This window comes from Leptolyngbya sp. FACHB-8, from assembly GCF_014695575.1.
GTDB lineage: Bacteria > Cyanobacteriota > Cyanobacteriia > Elainellales > Elainellaceae > Vacuolonema.
Map to the genome: position 1 here is coordinate 1 of NZ_JACJOO010000043.1, position 22382 is coordinate 22382.

A 22382-nucleotide genomic window follows, 5' to 3' on the forward strand; every position below is an offset into this window, starting at 1 on the left:
AGAGAGGGACTCACACCCTCACGATTATCCAGTTGTCGAGGTTTTATCCTCGCCATCCGTCCCTGAATATTGCTATTCACTTAGGATGAACGAATCGCACACGTCGTAGTTGAACGGCGGCAACCAACTTTTGCATCATAACCGATCGCCCCTGCTCCGCAGCTCCAACGCAGTGTTCGACTGTGCCACAAACTTTTGAAGTACGTGCCTAGCATCATTACAAAATAATGTTTGCACCCTTGTTTTACAAGATTTGCCAAACCTGAAGCATTAAATCTTGGGAACTTAAAGCGAGATACTCACCAGTTTGTGAAAAGCACAATTGCTCAATACCAGATTGAGAAACCTGTTGCTCAAGAAGAACTGCAACATTTTTAACATGAACAGATTGTTCAACAGATTGAGGAAACGATGGTTTAGAAAGTATTGCAGCATTCTCGATGTCAACAAAACGCAGAAAGCCATCTGGTGCACCAAAAGCAACAAAATCCTTGGTGGGCGACCAATCAAATACTCCAGGTGAGTCTAGAAGTAGCATGTTTTCCGAATGTTCAGTCCTAGGTATGCGACGGCTTTCCACAGGTGGTACATTCCATAGAGAGAGAGCACCAATCCCCTCCTCCTTTTTAGAGAATAGAATCTTCTGGTTATCTGGCGAGAAAGCTAGATCAATTCTTTTGCGATCCACTACTCTATCTATATAGGAGTCATATTCATAAGTGCAAACGTGCTCCCCATCCTCAATACACCACTGATCAACAAGCTCACGACAATATATCCAACCGGCTTCTGGAGACCAAGAACTATCTATTCCGCTAGCAGCTAGTTGTGTCCCATCTTTGGAAATTGTGATCGTATCAAGATTTCTACAATCTGTATTAATCCATGAGTTCCCACTAAACCACCTTACAAGTGATGCAGTTTTAGTATCCACCATATAAAGTCCGTCTACTCCTTCGATGAGATTCCGAGGAGGCGGATAAATCCCGAATATGAGATATTTGCCATTAGGAGTAAATTGAGCGCATTCTACTGTCCAAGGGACTGATGAAGTTCGGCTATTAGATAAGGATTGCGCGGTTGTCTGCCCATAGATTGGAATCTTCTCCATAGAGAGAAAATGAGTTCGTTCAATCTGAAATGTGTTGATATTCCAACAAGCAAGGTTTTGCAACTTATCAAAAGAGTATAGATAGTCTTCACAACACTTAATTGCTACTACTGGGGATTTATGCCACTGAAGAGTTGCAACTTCTAAACCACTTTTAAAGTCGTAGCAGTGTATGTCTCCAGCCTGGTTTCCGGTAAACAAACGTGAGGTTCCAGCCTGAAAAGCAAGACTAGCAATTGAGTGTTGAACTTGCCATTGAGATAACCTCTGGATCTCCAAATCTATCGATCCTCACTTTCAAGGCTTACAAACTTTATAGCATTACTTATACAACTCACAGGTAGCTTTCAAGTTACGGCAGCACCAGCACTAGCAGTTTGGCAGTCGAACGGTTGCGGTCAGCGGTTGGCCAGGTCTTTGCATCCCACTCAAGCGGCTTCGGTCAATCCGTTGCACCGCAATTGTTAGATGCGGGATTCACAGCAGTTCGGCGCGGCATCTCTCCGCTTGGTCGAACAGTTGCATGCTCTCCGCAGCGGCTAACATTGCCCGCCAGAACGCAGGCGGGCAATGATTACCCATACCGATCATTTCCAGCTCATCGAACGCCAGCCCCAACTCATTGTGCAATAAGAACTCCTCGAACGCAGTCAGGCTACCGCCCTCTGAATCCTCCCGCAACGGCTGAGGAAGCAAGTGACGAGCCCTCTTTAGGTGGCAACGGGTGATGTTCCAACTCTCTTGTAAACTCATCAATATGTGTCTCGCAGTACATGGGAGAGGCGTTGGAGCCAGCGAGCATCTAACTTGTTATTAGACAGACATAGTCTGCCTAACTACCCCTTAGACGGTAAATAGGCAGACTTGAATCTGCCTATTTACCCAAATCAGGAGTTTATGAAGATCCTTGTCTGCCTAAGATCCTGGATGGAGAATTAGGCAGACAATTTTCTGCATATTAACCCTTGATTCTGGAATTAGGCAGATGTTTTGGGTAAATCTTCAGATGAGAAATTCTTATCTACATTGATACTCTTGAGTAGTACATTTGCATTAACGGAGTGTTTGCAAGAATGGAGGCTCGTCCCAAAAAGCTGTTAGATCAGGTGCGCGAGGTAATTCGGCTCAAGCACTATTCCTATCGCACAGAAGAAACTTACGTTCATTGGATTCGGCGCTTAATGGACTAATCACAAATGATAAATTCTGCTTTGTGAGGCACGCCCACCTCAGCTTGAGTTGGAGTCGGGTTCCGTTACGCTGTCGAGTTGGACTTACAGAGTAAGCAGTCGAAGATCGAGAGGATCTCTATAGTCCTCAAGAGCACGACCATGAAACGCAATTGGAGCGTTAAGCGCAGAGGGGTTGAATACCCAACCGCTCAACGTCGGTGGAATAGCACCTATCAACTGTTGATAGAAATCTCTCAACTCGCAGTTTCACCTTTGTCACCTGCTCAGGCTGATGCTCTGTCCCCACTTGTTTTACCGGAGCAGCACGATGAACACTGCCATTTATGTCCGAGTCTCGACTCAACGTCAAGCGCAAGCGCAAACCATTGAACAGCAACTCGAGCAATTACAAAGCTATGCCAATCGTCAAGGGTGGCAGATCGCCCAGGAATATATCTTTCGAGACGATGGTTACAGTGGTGCTCGGCTCAATCGTCCTGGGTTGGACCAATTGCGAGACCAAGTTGCAATGGCTCAGATCAATCGTTTGTTAGTCCTGGCTCCGGATCGACTGGCTCGAAATTTTGTCCACCAAACTCTGTTAGTAGAAGAACTTCAAAACCGCGGTTGTCAAGTCGAGTTTCTAGAACGTCCGATGAGCCAAGACCCCCATGATCAACTACTGCTTCAAATTCGAGGAGCCGTAGCGGAATATGAACGAACCTTGATTGCTGAACGCATGAGACGAGGACGATTGAGTAAACTACAATCGGGTACTTTGCTGCCTTGGACAGTTGTTCCCTATGGCTATCGTTGCAGCATTGAACACCCTCGTGATCCTGCCGGAGTTGAGATCAATCCGGCTCAAGCAGCGGTCGTTCGTGAGATTTTTAGCCGATATGGGACAGAACACATTTCCTTAGTGCAACTGAGTTGGCATTTGCATGAGCTAGGGATACCGTCTCCAACGGGTAAGGACTATTGGACTCGATCGAGTCTGCGTAGCATCCTGAAGAATCCTTGCTACATGGGGCAAGTATTTAGCAACCGGACTCGGAGTTGTCCTGCCCAGCAACGACGTTCTGCCCTCAAACCGATTGGACGCAAGAGTAGTACCCGTCAGCAGGACAGATCAGAATGGCTACTGGTTTGCCAGATACCCGCCATTATCAGCCAAGAGCAATTTGATGCGGCTCAAATGAACCTGCAACATAATCAGCAATTCGGTAAGCGGAACAATAAAACCCATGAGTATCTACTGCGAACACTTGTGAGTTGTGGACACTGTCAAAGTAGTTGTTTTAGTTGTGCTAGAGGAAAAGGATATCGATACTATGTGTGTAATCGAAGAATAGTTGCAAAACATCTAGAAGGAAACGATAAATGTAACGCTTCCTATATTCCTGCTCAACAACTAGAGAAAATTGTTTGGAACGATATTTGTGAAATATTGCAGCATCCTGAGAGCATTACACAAGCAATAGAACAGCTTCAAGCGGGCCAATGGCTACCTCAGGAGTTACAGGCAAGACTAGCACAGCTAAAGCAAGCTGAAAATAACTTGCAGCAGCAACTAGAACGGTTAACCCAAGCCTACTTGGTTAATGTTGTTCAACTGGACGAATATCAGCGACGACGTGCTCAATTGGAGAGCCAGATACAGGCTTCGGTTGTGCAGCAGCAACAACTGACTCTTCAAGCTCATAAAAAACTTGAGGTCGCCAATTTAGCTCAAGGAATTGAAGAATTTTGTCAACGTGTCAAGACAGGATTGAGTCAAGCTAGCTTTGACCAGAAACGGAAGTTAATTGAGCTACTAATCGATCGGGTAATCGTGACTGGCAATGAAGTGGAAATTCGTTATGTGATGCCAACCCATGCTCGAGGAGAAACCACACATTTTTGTCATTTGCGTTTAGACTATTTTTATCTTGTTTCACAACAAACGGCATCCTAATGAGATGGGAAGTGCTGAGATCGAAGCGTTCCTGACACATTTAGCCGTTAAAGAGAATGTTGCCGCTTCAACACAAAATCAAGCATTAAGTGCCTTGTTATTCCTGTATCGGTATGTCATCAACAAGCCTTTAACAAAACCAATCGATGCATTAAGAGCCAAACCTTCACGTTATTTACCAACGGTACTAACGCCAGAAGAGGTGACGGCTTTACTAGAACGGATGACAGGCACCCATAAGCTGATTGCACAAATCCTCTATGGCAGTGGCCTACGAGTGCGAGAAGGATTACAGTTACGCATCAAAGATATAGATTTTGCTCAACGACAGATCGCTGTTAGAGATACCAAGGGAAATGAGAGCCGAGTTACCATGCTTGCCGAGCGGCTCATTGAACCGATAAAACAACATCTCAGACGTGTTAAGCAATTGCATCATCGTGATTTAGAGGCTGGTTATGGTTCTGTCTATCTGCCCTTTGCGTTAGAACGAAAGTATCCCTATGCCGATCGCGAATGGATCTGGCAATTTGTTTTTCCATCTTTAGGGCTTTCAAAAGATCCACGGACAGAAATTATTCGTCGTCACCATTTGCACGAAACAGGTTTACAACGCGCAGTAAAACAAGCAGCCCGCTCAGCCGGAATTGAAAAGCGTGTGGTGTGTCATACATTTCGCCACTCGTTTGCAACTCACCTCTTGCAAAACGGCTATGACATCCGAACAGTTCAGGAATTGCTAGGACACAAAGACGTAAAGACGACAATGATTTACACCCATGTGTTGAATCGGGGTGGTAGGGGTGTGAAAAGCCCGTTGGATGGCTAATAATTGTTATCCAATCCCGTTACACAGGTAACGCTTCTGGAATGGCTCCCTGCATACGGCTTAACCAATCGGTCAGGTTATCCAACTGCAACTCGGTGCTGAGAACGGCCAGGCCGCGTACGGTGACTTTGCCAGGGGTATAGACAAAGCGCGTTTGCAAATGGCTGGGGAGTTTCTCCTTGAGCAGATTCCAGGCCGGTTCTTCCATCGGGGTTTCCAGCACGATGTGTTGTTTGTTTTCGGGTTTGATGCGAGAGAAGCCGAGTTTGCGGGCGATCTGCTTCAGTTCCATCACCCGCAGCAGTTGGAGAACAGCAGGAGGCATGGGGCCATAGCGATCGCTCCAATCCGCTGCAATCTGCGCCAACTCGCCTCGATTCTGTGCTGTTGCTACCGCACGATACGCACTCATCTTCTGATCCAGATCAGGAATGTAATCGGCAGGAATAAATGCCGTCACACTCAGATCAATTTGCGTATCATCAACCTGTGGAATTTCTTGACCCCGAATTTCCTTAATCGCGTCCTCTAACATTTCCATGTAGAGGTCAAAACCGATCGCATCCATCTGTCCCGATTGCTCAGCTCCCAACAAGTTACCCACACCGCGAATTTCCATGTCGCGCATGGCAAGTTGGTAACCAGAACCTAGTTGCGTAAATTCCTGAATCGCGCGGAGACGCTGACGGGCAACATCCGTTAATTGCGTTTGTTTGGGGTAGAACAACCAGGCGTGAGCTTGAATACCTGCGCGACCAACTCGACCTCGGAGCTGGTAAAGCTGCGAGAGGCCAAATTTCTGGGCGTCCTCCACCAAAATCGTGTTGACGCGGGGAATATCCAAACCCGATTCAATGATGGTGGTGCAGACAAGAATATCCGCTTCGCCGCTACTAAAGGCCAGCATCGTGGCTTCTAGTTCACCTTCTTGCATTTGACCGTGGGCGATCGCAAACCGCGCCCCCGGCACCATCTCTCGCAGTTTCGCTGTATTCTCCTCAATCCCTTCCACGCGAGGCACTACATAGAATACCTGGCCGCCGCGATCGAGTTCCTGGCGAATGGCAGTGCGAACCATTTCAGGATCGTAGGGGGAGAGGTGAGTTTTGATCGGGCGACGAGAGGGAGGCGGTGTGGTAATCAGACTCATCTCGCGCACACCAGAAAGCGCCATGTAAAGTGTTCGGGGAATAGGTGTAGCACTCAAGGTAAGCACATCCACCTGGGTTTTAAGGGATTTGATTTTCTCCTTTTGGTTCACCCCAAAGCGCTGTTCTTCGTCCACCACCAGCAGCCCCAGATCTTTGATCTGCACCCCTTTGCCTAACAAAGCGTGGGTACCGACCACCACATCCAGTTCTCCGGTGGAGAGGCGTTGCACAATATCCTTCTTTTCCTGGGCCGTGCGGAAGCGGTTGAGCAGTCCCACTTTAATGGGGTAGGGAGCAAAGCGTTCCTTTAGGGTGTGGTAGTGCTGCTGAGTAAGAATCGTAGTAGGAGCCAGCAAGGCCACCTGTTTACCCGAAGTAACCGCTTTGAAGATGGCACGAATGGCGACTTCCGTTTTACCAAAACCCACATCGCCACAAACCAGACGATCCATCGGACGGGCATCTTCCATATCCCGCTTCACGTCTTGCGTAGCTTTAAGCTGATCAGGTGTGGGTTGGTAAGGGAAAGAATCTTCCAGTTCCTCCTGCCAGGGGGTATCAACGGGGTAAGCATGACCCGTCTGCTGAGCGCGTTGGGCATAGAGTTGTAGCAGATCCACCGCAACTTTCTTGACCGCTTTGCTGACCTTACTCTTGGTTCGCTCCCAGGCCTTACCTGACATCTTGTTGAGGTCGGGATGGCCTTCGCCCATCGCTCGATAACGAGAAAGGGCGTTGAGTTGGTCAGCGGCAACCCGCAAGGTGCCATCAGCGTACTGAATAACCAGATATTCTCGCGTTTCGTTATTAAGAACCAGGCTCTCCAGTTTTAAGAATTTGCCAATGCCGTGGTTGCGATGTACCACAAAATCCCCCGGCTCCAACTTGTTGGGATCAACCTGTTTAGAGGCGGCGCGGCGGCGTTTGCGAACGTAGTTAGGCGTGGCAAGGGTATGCTGCCCAAAAAACTCGCGATCGGTGATGACGGCAATCCGGAAGGTGGGCAACGTGAAGCCTTCCAACTCCGCCAGGCCGGAGTACTTGACCGCAATGGGAATCTTCTGGGACTGGAGACGATCGATCGCCGGATAGTCACGCGGATTTGGCACAAACTGCGCTGGGCAGTCGTGCTCTTGCAACAACGATACCGAGCGCGAGGGCTGAGCCGAGATGATCCAGATGCCGGTGGTGCGATCGCGCTCCTCCCGCAACAAATCGGCCAACCGCGCAAACTGGTGGGGCATCGACGCAATCGGCCGACTGGAGAGATTCATCCCCCGGTTGGCCTCAGCAATTTCTGACAGTTCGACGGACTCTAGTTCTGCCAATAAACCCAGAGTTCGTTCGGCGTTGCAGTGAGTTTTGGGCAAAGGTTCGGGGTGCTCGCCGTAGAGTTCTTGCCAATGTTCGGTGGCGTGCTCACACCAGCGATCGCCATGAGCCCGACATTGATCCGGCTCGTCCACCGCCACCAGGGTGTTTTTAGGCAGGTAGTCCAGCAGTGAAGCGGGCTCACCATAGGCCAGTCCCAGAAAACGCCGCATCCCTTCAATGGTTTGCCCTTCTTTCAGACGATCCTGGTCTTCTGGGGAGAGGTAGGGGGCGATCGCCTCCAACCCCACCGTCTCCCGCAGCGCTTGCAAAATCAGCGGAGAAAAGCTGGTAGGTGTGAGAACAAGTTGAGAAATGCTGTCGAGCGATCGCTGAGTGGACGGGTCAAACTCGCGGATTTTGTCTAGCTCGTCGCCAAATAGTTCCAGACGGACGGGCAGTTCTGCCGATACGGGGAACACATCAACAATATCCCCCCGGCGGCTCCACTGGCCCTCTGTTTCTACCAGAGGCACCCGTTCATAGCCCAAATCTGCCAACTGCCGTGAGAGCCCCTCCAGGTCTAGCTCCATGCCCTTTTGTAGCGTCAGGCAATAGGGCTGAAAGGCGTTCGGGGGCGGCAAGTGGGGTTGCAACGCCCGCTCAGTGGTGACAACTGCAATTCCCTGCGGCTCCTTTAGCAAATCCGCTAACACCTGCAACTGCCCCCAGATCATTTCCGACTCGGGGTCGAAGGGTTCATAAGGGGAGGCTTCAGAGGTGGGGTAGAAAGCGACAGAATCCCACCCCATGGCTTCCAGTTGTGCTGTCCAACGGCCGGCTTCCTCCAAGGTAGCGGTTACTACGACCAGGGGACGCTGCTGGCTCTGGGCTAAGGCCGAGGCCACCAAACCCTTCGGGATGCGGGCAATGCCATTCAGATGCAGAGATTTTTGCTGCGTCAGTTTGGCGTGCAGCTCAGCGGTGAGGGGCGATCGCCCGAGGGCGCGAACAACAGAGGAAAAGGCCATAGCACCTGGGATGCGACGTGCGGGGGCGAGGCGATCAAGAAAGTTTACATATACGATTCTATAGCGATCGCCACAAAGGTTGGGTTGAGTCGAGCCCGTCCGTCCTCGCTGTCTATTCCCGACTCACCACAGAAAACCTGTACAGGTACTGATTCTATTCCCTAGAAGATTCCGCCAAATTCCAGATCAACCTGCCCAATAGGGTATGTTTTTGTAGCGCTAAATCATAGATTTAGCGCTACAAAAACATACCTAGAGCTGTAATCCTCAAGATCCACCCGATGAGGCTAGCCGATCCCCGGATTTAAGATGTTACTTTCTTCATAACGGTTCTCAATCTCTCCCGTGAAACAATATACCCTTTGGGGGAAGGTACATTCGTCAACCTACCCTTTACAGGATGCCTTGTTCACCCATTGTGGAGACCGTGCGTTACCATCCCGTTGCTCTCGCCCTTTCGTGACCTGCTCATGGGTCTTTCACTGTAATGTCTTCTGCTTCCTTCGAAATTCTGATCGTCCTGGTGCTGATTCTGGCGAATGGTCTATTTGCGATGTCGGAAATGTCTATCATTTCGGCTCGTAAGACCCGGCTCTTAGAACGGGCCGAGAGGGGCGATCGCAAGGCCCAGGTCGCCCTTGAGTTAGCCAATTCTCCCAACCGATTCCTCTCCACAGTACAGGTAGGGATTACCTTGATTGGGATTCTGGCAGGGGCCTTCGGGGGAGCGACTCTGGCAGGACGGCTAGCAAATCTGCTGGCAAAAATTCCCTTCCTGGCAGCTTATAGTCAGCCGGTCGCCTTCGGCATTGTGGTGTTGATTACGGCTTACCTGTCGTTGATTGTGGGTGAGTTGGTTCCTAAACGGTTAGCTCTCAGCAACCCAGAAGAAATTGCAGTACGGATGGCAACACCCATGCGGTGGTTGTCGGCGATCGCCTATCCCCTGGTTCACCTGCTCAGCGTCTCCACCGAAACCGTGATTAACCTGCTGGGAGTTCGGCAATCTCTGGAAGATCAATTAGTCACAGAAGAAGAAATTAAGGTAATGGTGCGTCAGGGTGCTGAGGCAGGCATGTTCGAAGCAGCCGAGCAAGACATGGTGGAGCGGGTGTTTCGCCTGGCCGATCAATCTACCGGCTCTCTCATGACCCCCCGACTGGAACTGGTCTGGCTCGACCTGAACGACTCGGATGAGGTGAACCACCAAAAAATTATCACCAACAACCACAGTCGCTATCCCGTTTGCGAAGGCTACCTGGATAACGTTCTGGGAGTGGTCTACGTGACGGATCTCATGGCCTGTAGCCTGAAGCATCAACCCATCGACCTGGTATCTAACCTGCGTCAACCCCTCTACATCCCTGAGCAGACAACCGCTCTGAAAGTGTTGGAGGTATTTAAAGAGTCAGGCACTCACATGGCCCTGGTAGTGGATGAATATGGCGTGATCCAGGGAGCCGTCACCTTAAATGACGTGATGGAAGTGATCATCGGAGACATCCCCTTCTCGGATCATAACTTCGAAGCACCCATTACCCAGCGAGAGGATGGCTCATGGCTCATGGATGGGATGCTCTCCATTGACAAGCTCAAGGAAGAGTTTGATGTTGAGGAGTTGCCCGGTGAGGATCGGGGCAACTATCAAACCCTGGCTGGCTTTGTAATCAGCCAGTTGGGGCGAATTCCGACGGCGGCGGACTACTTTGAGTGGGGCGGATACCGGTTCGAGGTCATGGACATGGATGGCAACCGGGTGGATAAGATGCTGGTCACACCCCTGCCTCCCGAAGAACCGGAGGATTACATTCCCATCGGTGGCGGTTGAATCCTGCCATTCCCACCACCATTCTCGCCATTGCCCGAACCATTCCCTTCGGGAGGCTCTGTAGAGATCAATTCCCCTAGAGCTTCTGATAAGGCTTTGGGGTCCATAAACACAATCTTAGAGTTGGGGCTGTCTCCCAGGCGATAGTTCGCGTCTACATACCGTTGGGCTACCAGATAGCGCAAAATTTCCCGGCTATTGGGATGCGCCCGGAGTGCTTCTGCCAGCAGATTCATAGACTGCACCGCACCCTCGGCTTCCTCAATGGCCGCTCGCTTTTTACCTTCCGCTTCAGAGATGGCCGCTTTTTTCTTACTTTCGGCGGCCCGCTCCAGTTCCATTGCATCCATCACGGCTTTGGCAGGGGCAATTTTCTGTACCTCCACCCGGGTTACCTTGACCCCCCACGTAGCCGTCGCATCGTCCAATTGCTGCAACAGAGATTGGTTGATTTCGTTACGGGAGGAGAAGGTTTGAGCCAGTTCCATCCGACCAATCTCCGATCGCAGGGTGGTTGTCGCCAGGTTTCGCAGGGCAACCTCCACGTCCTCTACAGCGTAGTAAGTGCGTTCTAGTTGCAAAATACGCCAATACAGCACAGCATCCACCGTAACGGATACGTTGTCCCGTGTAATGGCATCTTGAGGCTCGGTATCAATCACACGTTCCCGAATGGATTCTTCCAGCACAATGGTGTCCAGGAAGGGCACGATGAAGTTCAGCCCAGGGGTTAGCTTTTTGTGATACTTACCCAGGCGTTCGACAAGCGCTTCATTCCCCTGATTAATCGTTTTAACGGAACCGACAATATAGCCAACGGCGATTAGAGCCAGTGCAGCGATGATAGAATCCATAGAATTTAATCCCGGAACGATGCAACGGGTAGCATACAAAAGATCTATATACCCCCTAATCTATCTCGGAATTTGTGGGGTCGGTAAATCTGCCAGCACGCGATGGCCCTACAGAGGAAGCAGGGAGCTCCTTTGTAGGGCTATCGCCTAATTTCTAGAAAGGGGCGCGATCGCGCAAGGTTCGCTGGGGCTTTGAAGCTGGAATGGGCATCACAATCAGGGTGTTGCCCTCGCGCCCCACCACATGTACCGTTTGCCCAGCCCCGATTGTCACATCGGAAATCTGGCAGCGAGCCGACCAGAAAGAGCCCTCATAGGTCACTTCCCCTGTCCCCCCTCGGGGAATGGTGATGCGAACTTCAGCATCGGAGGGTTCTTCTAAGCCAGGGGCTGATTGCGCAGGCACAAAGCCTCGCAATACCAGGGCGATGGTCACGGACAGAGTAGCCCAAACGAGAATCTGAACGGTCACGTTGACGATGGAGAGGGCCGCAATGGACGTAATGATAGCAGCAAGCGAAAGAGCAGCAATCGTGGGTTCAAATAGGAGCAGGTTCACACCGAGGCCCAACAAACCCGCTAGCAGCCAAATCTGATACGGTGGTTGGCTGTATAGCCAGGAGGATTGCTGAGCAGACTGGCCCAAGATAAGCCATTGCAAAGGATTCATGGAAGTTACCCCGCTATCACGTAACGGTGGGTAGATGAAGGTCGGAACCTTAGTTTAAGGGGCCGTTGGGGAAGACTACACAACCCAGAAACACAATTCCTTTCCTATTTTCATTGTGACGTGCTGAGCCGCAGAAATAGAGGCGATCGCCCGTTCTCTTCATGAACTTTGACATAGCCCTATCCCTTGAGGGCGTGGGATTCCCGCAGTAGACAAAGTTACCACCTGGACCATCTCAAACAGATCCTCCACAAAGGAGTACAGATATACTATAATGATGAGAGAAAACTACAGACCTGTTTCCCGCTGAGTCTTTTGGAGAAAGGTCAGCGATTCGATCGGAATCGCCTATCATGAGGGCATTTTCTACCCTCTATCGCCCTTCATCTCAGATAGCGAGCTGCCATCTATGGCCATTATTGCCCTCAAAGCCTGGTACCTCCGGGAATACGAGCCCATCCGTGAACTAGAGAAACGGCCTCATGACCTGCGCCTCAGCCGCAACAGCCTGCTGAAGTCGGGTATGCGAGCTGACTTTTTGGATGACAGCGAGGAAGTCCGCCAATCCGAATGGTTCCAGCGCTACCTGGAAGGTGAAGTCGTGGAGTTTTACATTGAGGGCAGTGGGGGTTATGCCATTTCCAACATTGACCTGATCAGCCACGAAATGTACTTCACCAAGCAGGACGTCATGGCACGGTTGGAGCCCATTATCTTCTTCTCCTACCAGACCGAGTTTGACGACTCCAGCGGGCCCATTCGAGACCTGTTGAATGCGTATGTAGACAAGCTGAATAATGGGCGATCGCGCATCCCCATCACCCTGGAAGAATCTCATCGCCTCACGGACTCCCCCATCCGCCTGGATAGCAGCCTCATGCGCAAAATCCGCAACAGCCTCCTGTTTGTTGCAGACGGTACCCCCATCTTCCAGATCGACGGCACCCCACCCCAGCTCTTTCCCAACCCCAAAGTTTGCGTCGAGCTCGGCTACGCCCTGCAATGCAAGCGCCCCGAACAGATCCTGCTGGCCCAGATGGATCGCGATGACCTCCCCGGCCAATTCCCGTTCGACCTCCCCAACAGCAGCCGAGTTCTCTTTCAAACCAAAACAGAACTCCGCAAGCTCATGACCAACGCTCTCGACAGCCAACTTCAGCGATTCAACCTCGTCAGCTAAGTCCACTGAGCTTTGCTCATAGTTCGTACCTTTCTAAAACCAAAACCCAGAACCGTTGTTCTTTTGTGACGATGCCACGAAAAAACAACGGTTCTGGGTTTTAGGGCGGGATAACCCCTTCTCCCAACTCAAATTCCCCTACCCCGTCAGATTTTCTATACTTTTTGGGAATTATGGTGCCGTTACCCATCGGGGAGTTTATTGTTAAGACGATCGCTCTAACAATGGATTTCTACCGAGCATTGCAGGATTAGTAGACCTATGCCCAGAACCCCTAACGAAATTGCCGTACACATTCTGATGGATGGCGGTCACCGCGAAGAAGTCCGCTTCCCGACCATTCAGGACTTCCAGAAGTGGTACAGCAGCGAACTGGTGCCCAAAGGCAGCTCTGACGAGTTTATTAACGTCCCCATCAAGAACATTCAGGGAGAATACATGGTGGTACGGCCCTCCAAGGTCATGGCTCTACGGGTTGAGCCGATCTTCTCGGGTAGTGTGGATCGGTTCTAGAGGATGGCTGGAAAAACACCTATAGGATTCAATTTTTGTGAGTTATCTCCACAAAAGTTGAATCCAATCTCTCAATGGGACAGGGATTGGTTGCAAGCCCAGAAGCGCCCCTCAGGAAGGCTCCCTCTGGCTATTGCCGTGGGAGCCACACTGATCGGCACCCTTCTGACAGGCCTACCGGCGGCATGGGCTCAAGAAACGCCCGCAGAGAGTGCACCTGCGACTACAGCAGAAGCTCCTCTGCGGCGTTTAGGCCCCGCTGATGTGGTCGATCGCCAAACCCGTTATGCCCTGCTGCGTGACAATCGCCTCTGGCAAGATCGCGCGGCTCTGTTGCAGGCGATCGACCGCTCTCTGGCTTACCTGAGTACTCCTGCCGCCCAGGAAGCTTACACCCAGTATGGAATGCCTGAGTTTACGCGCGATCGCGTCCGTCGTAGCCTTACCCGCTTCCGACAACTGTTGCGCACCTCCAACTCGTTGGAATCCTTCCAGACGGCAATCCTTAACGAGTTCGAGCTGTATCAATCCATCGGTCGGGATGGCGAGGGTACAGTCGACTTCACCGGGTACTTTGAGCCCATTTACCCTGCCAGCCGAGTTCGCACAGTCGAGTTCCGCTACCCCCTCTACCGGGAACCAGCCAATCTAGCTCAATGGCCCCAACCTCATCCCACCCGGCTGGAGCTGGAAGGCATTGATGGCCTGCAAGGAAGCCAGGGTCGGTTGCGGGGGTTGGAGTTGGTGTGGTTGCGCAATCGCCTTGATGCCTACCTGATCCAGGTACAGGGTTCTGCCCGCCTACAATTAGCAAACAACGGCATTATGACGGTGGGCTATGCAGGCCGCACAGAGCACCCCTATGTCAGCCTGGGCCGAGAGCTGATTAACGATGGTAAAGTTCCTGCCGAAGGACTGACTCTGCCAGTCGTTATTGACTATTTTCGGCAACATCCCGACGAGCTAAACGAGTATATTTCCCGCAACAATCGTTTTATCTTCTTCCAGGAAACCGCTGGGCATCCGCCCCTGGGCAGTCTCAACGTACCGGTTACGTCCGAACGCTCCATTGCAACAGACAAAACCGTGATGCCACCTGGTGCCCTGGCCTTGATTTACACCAACCTGCCGTATCCCGATCGTGATGGTCGCCTCTTTTCCCAACGGGTGAGTCGCTTCGTGCTGGATCAGGATACGGGTGGCGCCATTCAGGGGCCGGGACGGGTCGATATTTTCATGGGAACGGGACCGGTAGCGGGCGATCGCGCAGGTCTTGTAAATAATCCAGGGGAGCTTTACTACCTTTTATTACGGGAACCCTGAACGCAAAATCGACGGTTCTTGCTGTCGGGCATTCATCACCCGCTTTACACTAGAGAAGAACCTCAGCAAATCACACATTATGACCGTAACCCAAGATGCTCGTGAGTTAATGCGGGCGGCCTATGAGAATCGCTACACCTGGGATCGCAACTTCCCAGGCTACAAGGCTGACATTGCGTTTGACTGGAATGGCACAACCTATACAGGGCAGGTGCGCGTTAACGCTAATCTCAGCACCGAAATCACAGGAATTGAGGATGAATCGGCCAAGAAGCTGATTGCTGGGCAGTTGCAGGAGATTGCCATCCACCGCATCCGCCGCTCCTTCGATGACACACACAGCAAAAACACCTTTGACCTGGATGAAACCGATGAAACAGGAGCCGTAAAGCTCTTGGTGGGCGGCAAATCCTCTGGAGATTATTACAAAATCTGCAATAACGAAGTGGTGCTGGTACACCGACACATTCATGGTGTTGTCGTTACCATCAACACCTTCAGCAGCCACCAAACCGAAGGCGGCTACCTTTCCCACACCTATGACTCGGTCTATCACGACCCTCAAACAGGCGAACAAAAAGGCGGCAAGAGCTTTTTTGAAGACCAGTACACGAAGGTAGGCGATTACTACATTCTGAGCCAGCGAACTATTCGTACGGAAGGAATGCAGGCAGATTTTCAGGACTTCGCCTTCTCCAACATTGCATTGCTGCAACCGGCTGTTGCTACTGCATCTTAATAACTCAATGCGTTAGACAGTGCGCCATGCTTCGCATGGCGCACTGTTCTTTTTTAACCAGAGTTTGGGTTAAGGGATTTTTCGGAGAGGTGCGCCTCTCCGAAAAATCCCATTTTGGTGTACGTACGCCCAAATGTGGATGAACAAAGCCTGTTCCGTATAAAAAATCATTTAGAGCTATATAAAGCATTTCCCAAGCGGATGAAGTACGAGAGATAGATGCAGGATTTTATCTCACATTTATTTCTCATAAATCATTAGATCGAAAAGGGTTATAAGGGCATCAAAAACAGGGTTCAATCCCACTTAATCAAGCACAAAATTCAAAAAGCTTTGCCATTCGCTTCGTAGGCAAAAAGACTTTTTGGACTTCATATTTAATCATTTCGTGTAATTAAATAAGGGGTAGCGATCGCCTATTTTCTGTCACCTTCTATACAAATTTTCTCACAAGAAAAACAGTCTCTCTCCTTAGGGGGTTGAGGAATACTACTCACATAAAAACAATTTTAAGCTCTGTATTTCCTGATAAAAGATAAGTCTTATACCTTCCTAAAAAAGGAATTTTAAAGATAAAGTTTCCGTAAAAATACTGCCTCTTTTTGATGAGCGTCCCTACTATTAGATGTGTTTACTGTCAGGATTTGCAGAGACTCGAACAAGTATTCTTGCTCAGCTTCTTATTCCTATGGAAGCAGGAATAAAAAGGACATGATAAGCCCCCAAAAAAGGGTTGATTTTTTCATGCGTTTTATACCTCAAAAATTCAATTCTTGATATGTTCTTTGAGCCTGATTCGACTCTCTTGAACCATAAGAATAGAGATTTTCTGACCTAGAAATTTCATTTTCTATGGGGCGATCGCTCTGCTTTTCTATCTTTAGAGTGTTCTTGAAAGCTAATTCTCCATGCGTGATACGCACGAAAATCACCTTTCTTGGAATATCTCAAAGATCGTCTCCAATCCTGCGGAGTAGTAGGCAACTTCCAGCCTCTGTTTTTTACCAACAATAAACTTTATGTGTTCAATTTGTAGGCAGTTTGGCCTCTCTGATCGCTGGTCAGAAGATGCAGTTCAGAGCGCGAATGTCTCGTCGTTTGTACCCCAACAAACAACAACGCTACCTGCGGCAGGGTCGAGCGGTGTAGGAGATTCTCTATATCCTGGTTTTGGGAATGGAGGCTATGACGTTCAACATTACACACTAGATTTGAACGTTACAGATGTTGCGACCAGTGCCCTTACCGCAACAACCACCATTGAAGCTACAGCCACTCAAGCCCTCAGCAGTTTCAACCTGGATTTCATTGGATTTGCGATCGAGGGTATTACGGTTAACGGTCAGGCTGCAACCTTTACTCGTGATGGGCAAGAGCTAACCATTACGCCCACTGAAGCCCTTGGAGAGGGGGAAACCTTTACCGTAGAGGTAGATTATAGTGGCTCTCCAACTCCTACTAACTCGGCAGCCTTTGACTTCCCAGTTCCGACAGGTTGGGTTCTTGCAGATAATGGCAGCTTCGTTCTCAGTGAACCTGATGGTGCTGCGAATTTCTATCCCGTGAATGACCATCCTCTCGATCGCGCTTCTTACACCTTCCGCATTACTGTTCCTGAAAATTTTGATGTCGCCGCCAATGGTGTTTTAGAACAAGAAATTGATAACGGCACAACAACAACCTATTTGTTTGAAGCACGTGATCCAATGGTGAGTTACCTCACCACCATCAATATCTTTGATGGATTTCAACGACAATCCGAAGTTGCTCCCAATGGTGTTGTGATTCGCAATTACTTTGACGAAGATGTTTCAGAGGAATTGCTCACACCATTCCAGCGACAATCTGAAATGATGGGCCTTTTCAGTTCCATTTTTGGACCGTATCCCTTCGAGGTTTATGGTTCAGTTGTCGTGAATGCAGAAACTGGCTCGGCTCTAGAAACCCAAACCCTCTCCATCTTCGGAGTAGATATGCTGGGTGACAACGAGTCTACTGAAGAGACGATCGCCCACGAATTAGCTCACCAGTGGTTTGGCGATAGCCTGGCCCTGAGTGACTGGAAAGACATCTGGCTTAATGAAAGCTTTGCAACTTATGCTCAGGCGCTTTGGGTTGAGTACGACCGGGGTGGTCAGGAAGCTCTGAACAGCTGGGTAACAGACCAATACAACTACATTGCCCGTCGATTTGATACGGTTTACCCACCGGGCGCTCCTCCGGCGAATAACCTGTTTAACGCTGGCGTCTACGAGTGGGGAGCTCTGGGGCTCCATGCCCTGCGATTAGAGATTGGAACCGAGAACTTTCTCGCCACGCTGCGAAATTACTTCACTCAGTTTGAGGGCAAAAATGTCACTCCAGCCGATTTTCTGACAGTTGCGGAGACAACCAGCAACGAGCAGTTGGATAACCTGTTCGAGCGCTGGTTCTATAGCCCCACCCTGGCCTCTATCCCGGAACTGAATCTCTTTGCTGGCACATCAGGTAGCGATCGCTTGGTCGGCTCCTCGGCCAATGAAACCCTGACAGGGTTGTCAGGCAATGACAAAATCTATGGCAGGAATGGCAACAATAGCCTCTTTGGCAATGCAGGCAACGATCAAATCTACGGTGGAGTAAGGGTCGACACCGTTTACGGGGGTGATGGTAACGACCAGATTTATGGCAAAAGTGGTTTGAATGTTCTGAATGGTAACGCCGGCGATGATCTGATCTATGGCGGGTACCAGGCTGACGAAATTCTGGGAGGCACGGGCAACGACACGATCCACGGCAAAGGAGGTGGGGACACCATCAACAGCGGAGATGGGGTAGACGTAATCTGGCTGGGCCAGAGCCGGGCAACGGTTACCTTAGCGGCAGATTCTGGCTATGACACAATCCACAGCTTTAGATTGGGTGCGACCAGGTTCCAGGTGAGTGGCTCCCGCGAGTCTTTGTCATTTACGAATATCAACCAGGGTGTCCAAGTTTTTCAGGGCACCGATCTGCTCGCAGTCGTTCGGAATCAAACAGCGGATACCTTTAGCCGTAACCTGAACAAAATTTTTGTGGCCTAATTTCCACTCAGGTTACCCAACACAAACCCTGTAAAAGGTAAAAGCGCGACGCTAAGCGTCGCGCTTTTACGTGGTTGAATTTTCGAGTTATTTCAATCGTGCAAGTTATTTCAAAACTTCTTCTAAAGCAGGTTTCACCGTTTCATATCGATAGCGGAAACCACTATCCTGGGTGCGTTTGGGAAGTACTTGTTGCCCTTCAAGAACGACGTGGGCCGCATCACCCAGGAGCACTTCCAGGGCGATCGCTGGTACCGGCAACCAGGAGGGACGATGCATCACCTGCCCCATCACCTGAGTAAATTCTGTCATCCGTACCGGGTTAGGAGCCGTGGCATTAAAGACCCCATTCATCTGAGAATTTGTGAGAGCAGCAAGAATCAAATTGACCAAATCATCTCGGTGAATCCAGGAGAACCACTGACGGCCCGAACCAATAGGACCACCAGCAAAGAGCTTGAAGGGCAACAACATTTTTTCGATCGCCCCACCCATACCCAGCACAATACCGGTGCGGAGGATGACCAGACGCGTACCACTCTCCTGCACCTTCTGGGCTTCCGCCTCCCATTCGCGGCATACCTGAGCCAGAAAATCATCGCCATTGGCACTCGTCTCATCAAAGGTAGCGGTTTCGCTGCTGCCATAGAAACCGATCGCTGACGAATTGACCAGGACAGAAGGTTTCGGATTCGCCTGGGCGATCGCCTCCACAATTTTCTGCGTCCCAATATTGCGGCTATCCAAAATTTCTTTTTTGCGTTCAGGAGTCCAACGGCTCTCTGCGATCGGAGCACCTGCCAGATTCACCACGCCATCGCATCCGGCGATCGCCCCCTGCCACTCTCCCGACTCCAGGGGTGTATAAGCCACCACCTCAACCTTAGGAAACGCAGACTCTGGAAACACGCGTCGCCCCCGAACTGCATCACGGGTCAACACTAATACGCTATGGCCTTCTTCCTGAAGCCGTTCCACCAGGCGTGTGCCAACGAATCCGGTGGCTCCGGTAACTGCAATCTTCATGATGGGATGCCAGCCTAAATGATACGAAACTTAAACTATTTCATTATCAAGGTATTCGGCATTCGATTCTACCTAACCTCAGTTCGAGTTAAGCTGAAGTGCTCATTTTGGCGTGCGCAAAGCGCACGCCAAAATGAGCGTTTTCGAGTGCCGCGCAACGCGCGGCACTCGAAAACGCCCTTAACCCGAACTCAGGTTACCTAAAACTCATCCTATTCAGAACAATCACTTGAATAGTTGAAAGAGGGTGGGTGCTGAGCACTCACCCTCTTTCAAAGATAGGAATCATGAAGCTCAATTTCCGGGTTCCCCATACTCCAGCCCATTCGCTTCGGCATAGCGGTAAAGAAAGCGCATCAAGCGTTCCCAATGCTCCTCCTGGTCGATTTCGATGCGGCATTCGACTCGCTGGAGGTCGTCGCCTTCACTGCCACCATAGACAACCTGAAGCGACGAGGGAGTGAGGCTAATGTTACCTTCCTCATCTGTGAGGCGGACACTTTGATTAAATTGGCGTGTGAAGCTATTGAAGCGTTCTAAAGCTTGAAGTTGCTCAAAACTCAGCACAAGGATGTGGGTGCCGGTGTTGCGATCGCGCCGCAAACTTACATCACTCAATGTCTCAGGCAACCCATCAAAGAACTCGATGCTGGGGGTTGAGAAAGCCATAGCAATTTATCCAGGCGGAGGGGCATTGTTTGCAGTATACCGAATAAAAATTGGAGGCATGAAATTACCCCGTTAGAGAGGAATCCATCTTTATAGAAACGACTTTAGGGACGAAACCCGGTAAAATCTCGACAGTCATGAAGAGGGGTGGAACGCACATTGCTAGAAGCTGGAGCAACGCTGCTATTTTGGCAAAAGCTCGTCATCCTGGGCGGGTGGGTTGGCGGTGTTATTCTGCTAGCAGAGATGGTAGGACAACTGGGCCTAGCAGACTCAGAGGTGGTGCGCAAAATTGTTCACATCGGCATTGGCAATGTGATTTTGCTGGCCTGGTGGTTGCAAATTCCAGCGTGGCTGGGGGTTAGCGCATCGCTGCTATTTAGTGGAGTGACGCTTCTCTCATACTGGCTTCCCATCCTACCGGGCATTAACAGTGTAGGGCGTCAGAGCCTGGGCACTTTCTTTTACACGCTGAGTTTTGCATCACTTATCGGCCTGTTCTGGTCGAGTCTGCCCCATTTCGCCGTGCTTGGCATTTTGGTGATGGCCTGGGGGGATGGCCTTGCTGCCCTGATAGGGCAAACTTGGGGCCGGCATCCTTACCAAATCTGGGGCATGAAGAAGAGTTGGGAAGGTACGGCAGCCATGTTTCTAATTAGTTTTATGGTCGCAGGGACGGTGCTATCTGCGTTACCCACACAGGAGCCCATCTGGGTAGTTGCGGGGTTAGTCGCGATCGCCGCCACGATCCTGGAGTCTTGCTCAAAATTTGGGGTAGATAACCTGACAGTGCCGCTAGGAAGCGGGGCGATCGCCTTCCTCCTGAGCCAGTTGTTCCTGGCTTAATAGGCTCTCACCTGGCAAACACAGAATTTACATAACCTCAATTTGGGAGAAGCCCAGATGCCCAATCTTGGCGTGCATTTTGCGCACGCCATTTTTTTGAGGAGCGTGGCTTAAACAATACACTTCTGGGTTCTGAGCACGTGGTGCGATGACCCGAGGACACCCTTTCTAACGTCAGTTCGGGATAAGCCGAACCGCCCATTATTGCGTGCGCGACGCGCACGCAATAATGGGCTTTTTCGAGTGCCGCGCGAAGCGCGGCACTCGAAAAAGCTCTTAACCCGAACTGAGGTTTTCTAGCATCCCCCCAAGATCCTCACATTTGAGCGTCATAATTCAAGCATTCAACTCAGGCATGACCCTTCGAGGGGTTTGAAAACATATGCAAACCTCGACACAACTGGCTCGTTTGGAACAAATGGCTGAGCGATTTCGGGTTCTCTCAGAACCGACTCGCCTGCGCATTCTGGATGTAATCGGCAGCGAGGAGTTAAACGTGCAGGAGATTTGCGATCGCACTGGCTTTAAGCAGGCCAATGTGTCGCGGCATCTCCGACTCCTTAGGGATGTGAAAGCGATCGCCTGTCGGCAGAGCGGGCACTTTCATTACTACCGAGTCATCGATCCCCTGATGCTCCAGTGCTGGCAATGCAACCACAACTCCTGTTCCCGCGAAAGCTCATTGTCTCAGCACTGATCTGAGAGATAGCTGAGTAGTTTCACGTATCTCACAGCTCATCTCTGTGCCTTTTTGCTGGAGGGTTGCAGGTAAGGGCTTGCCTGTAACCCTCCAGCAAAAATCGCACAAAAATCAGCAGAACTCAGGCTGCCACAAAAAATTGCATTCTCTGGGCCAAAAAGTGTTGACAAGTTGCTGCTGTTTTCGCTACCTTAATAAAGGTCAAGCGAAACGCGAAACGCGGTGAGCGACAGGCCCCCATCGTCTAGAGGCCTAGGACACCTCCCTTTCACGGAGGCGACGGGGATTCGAATTCCCCTGGGGGTACTTAAAAAATAGCCTGCCTTTTTCAAGGCAGGCTATTTTTTTATTCTTTAAAAGACGCCCTTTTATTTAGAAAGTAAATTACTTATTCCTGTAAGACTTGGCAA

Annotated in this window: 16 protein-coding genes, 1 tRNA gene and 1 pseudogene; 12 read left to right on the forward strand and 6 right to left on the reverse strand. The window is 50.4% G+C overall.

The features are described from left to right. Positions 1 to 244 precede the first annotated feature (244 nt). Positions 245 to 1312: a WD40 repeat domain-containing protein gene (locus H6F91_RS09265; RefSeq protein ID WP_190775089.1), complete on the reverse strand. Its 1068-nt coding sequence runs from the start codon at positions 1310 to 1312 to the stop codon at positions 245 to 247. A gap of 872 nt (positions 1313 to 2184) precedes the next feature. Between H6F91_RS09265 and H6F91_RS09275 the strand changes: the two genes are divergently transcribed. The 3 genes and pseudogenes from H6F91_RS09275 to H6F91_RS09285 form a co-directional block, all read left to right on the forward strand. Continuing rightward, a complete protein-coding gene (locus tag H6F91_RS09275; protein ID WP_190775087.1) occupies positions 2185 to 2301 on the forward strand; it encodes a phage integrase N-terminal SAM-like domain-containing protein in 117 nt (38 codons plus the stop codon). Between the two features lie 310 nt (positions 2302 to 2611). After that, complete coding sequence (locus tag H6F91_RS09280) at positions 2612 to 4240, forward strand: recombinase family protein (protein WP_190775086.1); 1629 nt, start codon at positions 2612 to 2614, stop codon at positions 4238 to 4240. Continuing rightward, positions 4209 to 5069: pseudogene (locus H6F91_RS09285) on the forward strand (integron integrase); the annotation flags it as partial. The gene H6F91_RS09280 and the pseudogene H6F91_RS09285, both read left to right, overlap by 32 nt. Positions 5070 to 5088: 19 nt before the next feature. On the opposite strand, the gene mfd reads toward H6F91_RS09285, so the two are convergent. Further along, entirely contained in the window at positions 5089 to 8562 is a 3474-nt protein-coding gene (gene mfd / locus H6F91_RS09290) for a transcription-repair coupling factor (protein WP_190775084.1), read from the reverse strand. Between the two features lie 487 nt (positions 8563 to 9049). Between mfd and H6F91_RS09295 the strand changes: the two genes are divergently transcribed. Beyond that, on the forward strand, positions 9050 to 10390 hold the full coding sequence (locus H6F91_RS09295; protein ID WP_190775083.1) for a hemolysin family protein: 1341 nt from the start codon (positions 9050 to 9052) through the stop codon (positions 10388 to 10390). Here H6F91_RS09295 and H6F91_RS09300 read toward each other — a convergent pair. Both H6F91_RS09300 and H6F91_RS09305 read right to left on the reverse strand, forming a co-directional pair. Beyond that, a complete protein-coding gene (locus H6F91_RS09300; protein ID WP_190775082.1) occupies positions 10366 to 11244 on the reverse strand; it encodes a stomatin-like protein in 879 nt (292 codons plus the stop codon). The two genes, H6F91_RS09295 and H6F91_RS09300, sit on opposite strands and share 25 nt — an antisense overlap. A gap of 154 nt (positions 11245 to 11398) precedes the next feature. Beyond that, a complete protein-coding gene (locus H6F91_RS09305) occupies positions 11399 to 11914 on the reverse strand; it encodes an NfeD family protein (protein WP_190775081.1) in 516 nt (171 codons plus the stop codon). 409 nt (positions 11915 to 12323) lie between these two features. Between H6F91_RS09305 and H6F91_RS09310 the strand changes: the two genes are divergently transcribed. From H6F91_RS09310 to H6F91_RS09330, 5 genes are all read left to right on the forward strand, one after another. Beyond that, positions 12324 to 13094: a hypothetical protein gene (locus H6F91_RS09310; protein ID WP_190775080.1), complete on the forward strand. Its 771-nt coding sequence runs from the start codon at positions 12324 to 12326 to the stop codon at positions 13092 to 13094. A gap of 261 nt (positions 13095 to 13355) precedes the next feature. Further along, positions 13356 to 13607, forward strand: a complete 252-nt coding sequence (locus H6F91_RS09315; RefSeq protein WP_190775079.1) for a hypothetical protein — start codon at positions 13356 to 13358, stop codon at positions 13605 to 13607. 90 nt (positions 13608 to 13697) lie between these two features. After that, entirely contained in the window at positions 13698 to 14930 is a 1233-nt protein-coding gene (locus H6F91_RS09320) for an MltA domain-containing protein (protein ID WP_242035708.1), read from the forward strand. Positions 14931 to 15009: 79 nt separating this feature from the next. Beyond that, positions 15010 to 15669, forward strand: coding sequence for a DUF3386 domain-containing protein (locus H6F91_RS09325; RefSeq protein ID WP_190775077.1), 660 nt, complete (start codon positions 15010 to 15012; stop codon positions 15667 to 15669). 1019 nt (positions 15670 to 16688) lie between these two features. Continuing rightward, positions 16689 to 18731, forward strand: coding sequence for a M1 family aminopeptidase (locus H6F91_RS09330; RefSeq protein ID WP_190775076.1), 2043 nt, complete (start codon positions 16689 to 16691; stop codon positions 18729 to 18731). A gap of 105 nt (positions 18732 to 18836) precedes the next feature. Here H6F91_RS09330 and H6F91_RS09335 read toward each other — a convergent pair whose 3' ends face one another. Continuing rightward, positions 18837 to 19757 (reverse strand): TIGR01777 family oxidoreductase, encoded by a 921-nt coding sequence (locus H6F91_RS09335; protein ID WP_190775075.1) that lies wholly within the window; start codon positions 19755 to 19757, stop codon positions 18837 to 18839. A gap of 294 nt (positions 19758 to 20051) precedes the next feature. Continuing rightward, the gene (psb28, locus tag H6F91_RS09340; RefSeq protein WP_190775074.1) at positions 20052 to 20426 is read right to left on the reverse strand and encodes a photosystem II reaction center protein Psb28; all 375 of its coding nucleotides are present in this window, start codon (positions 20424 to 20426) and stop codon (positions 20052 to 20054) included. A gap of 147 nt (positions 20427 to 20573) precedes the next feature. Between psb28 and H6F91_RS09345 the strand changes: the two genes are divergently transcribed. The 3 genes from H6F91_RS09345 to H6F91_RS09355 all read left to right on the forward strand — a co-directional run bounded on the left by H6F91_RS09345 (position 20574) and on the right by H6F91_RS09355 (position 22278). After that, positions 20574 to 21272, forward strand: coding sequence for a phosphatidate cytidylyltransferase (locus H6F91_RS09345; RefSeq protein ID WP_190775073.1), 699 nt, complete (start codon positions 20574 to 20576; stop codon positions 21270 to 21272). A gap of 382 nt (positions 21273 to 21654) precedes the next feature. Continuing rightward, the gene (locus H6F91_RS09350; protein ID WP_190775072.1) at positions 21655 to 21969 is read left to right on the forward strand and encodes a metalloregulator ArsR/SmtB family transcription factor; all 315 of its coding nucleotides are present in this window, start codon (positions 21655 to 21657) and stop codon (positions 21967 to 21969) included. 236 nt (positions 21970 to 22205) lie between these two features. Next, a tRNA-Glu gene (locus H6F91_RS09355) sits at positions 22206 to 22278 on the forward strand. The last annotated feature ends 104 nt before the right edge of the window (positions 22279 to 22382 follow it).

Coding starts and splice junctions, on each gene's coding strand:
- H6F91_RS09325 (WP_190775077.1), top strand. CDS start 15,010: ATGACCGTAACCCAAGATGCTCGTGAGTTAATGCGGGCGGCCTATGAG.
- H6F91_RS09330 (WP_190775076.1), top strand. CDS start 16,689: ATGTGTTCAATTTGTAGGCAGTTTGGCCTCTCTGATCGCTGGTCAGAA.
- H6F91_RS09305 (WP_190775081.1), bottom strand. CDS start 11,914: ATGAATCCTTTGCAATGGCTTATCTTGGGCCAGTCTGCTCAGCAATCC.
- H6F91_RS09310 (WP_190775080.1), top strand. CDS start 12,324: ATGGCCATTATTGCCCTCAAAGCCTGGTACCTCCGGGAATACGAGCCC.
- H6F91_RS09300 (WP_190775082.1), bottom strand. CDS start 11,244: ATGGATTCTATCATCGCTGCACTGGCTCTAATCGCCGTTGGCTATATT.
- psb28 (WP_190775074.1), bottom strand. CDS start 20,426: ATGGCTTTCTCAACCCCCAGCATCGAGTTCTTTGATGGGTTGCCTGAG.
- mfd (WP_190775084.1), bottom strand. CDS start 8,562: ATGGCCTTTTCCTCTGTTGTTCGCGCCCTCGGGCGATCGCCCCTCACC.
- H6F91_RS09315 (WP_190775079.1), top strand. CDS start 13,356: ATGCCCAGAACCCCTAACGAAATTGCCGTACACATTCTGATGGATGGC.
- H6F91_RS09275 (WP_190775087.1), top strand. CDS start 2,185: ATGGAGGCTCGTCCCAAAAAGCTGTTAGATCAGGTGCGCGAGGTAATT.
- H6F91_RS09350 (WP_190775072.1), top strand. CDS start 21,655: ATGCAAACCTCGACACAACTGGCTCGTTTGGAACAAATGGCTGAGCGA.
- H6F91_RS09295 (WP_190775083.1), top strand. CDS start 9,050: ATGTCTTCTGCTTCCTTCGAAATTCTGATCGTCCTGGTGCTGATTCTG.
- H6F91_RS09335 (WP_190775075.1), bottom strand. CDS start 19,757: ATGAAGATTGCAGTTACCGGAGCCACCGGATTCGTTGGCACACGCCTG.
- H6F91_RS09280 (WP_190775086.1), top strand. CDS start 2,612: ATGAACACTGCCATTTATGTCCGAGTCTCGACTCAACGTCAAGCGCAA.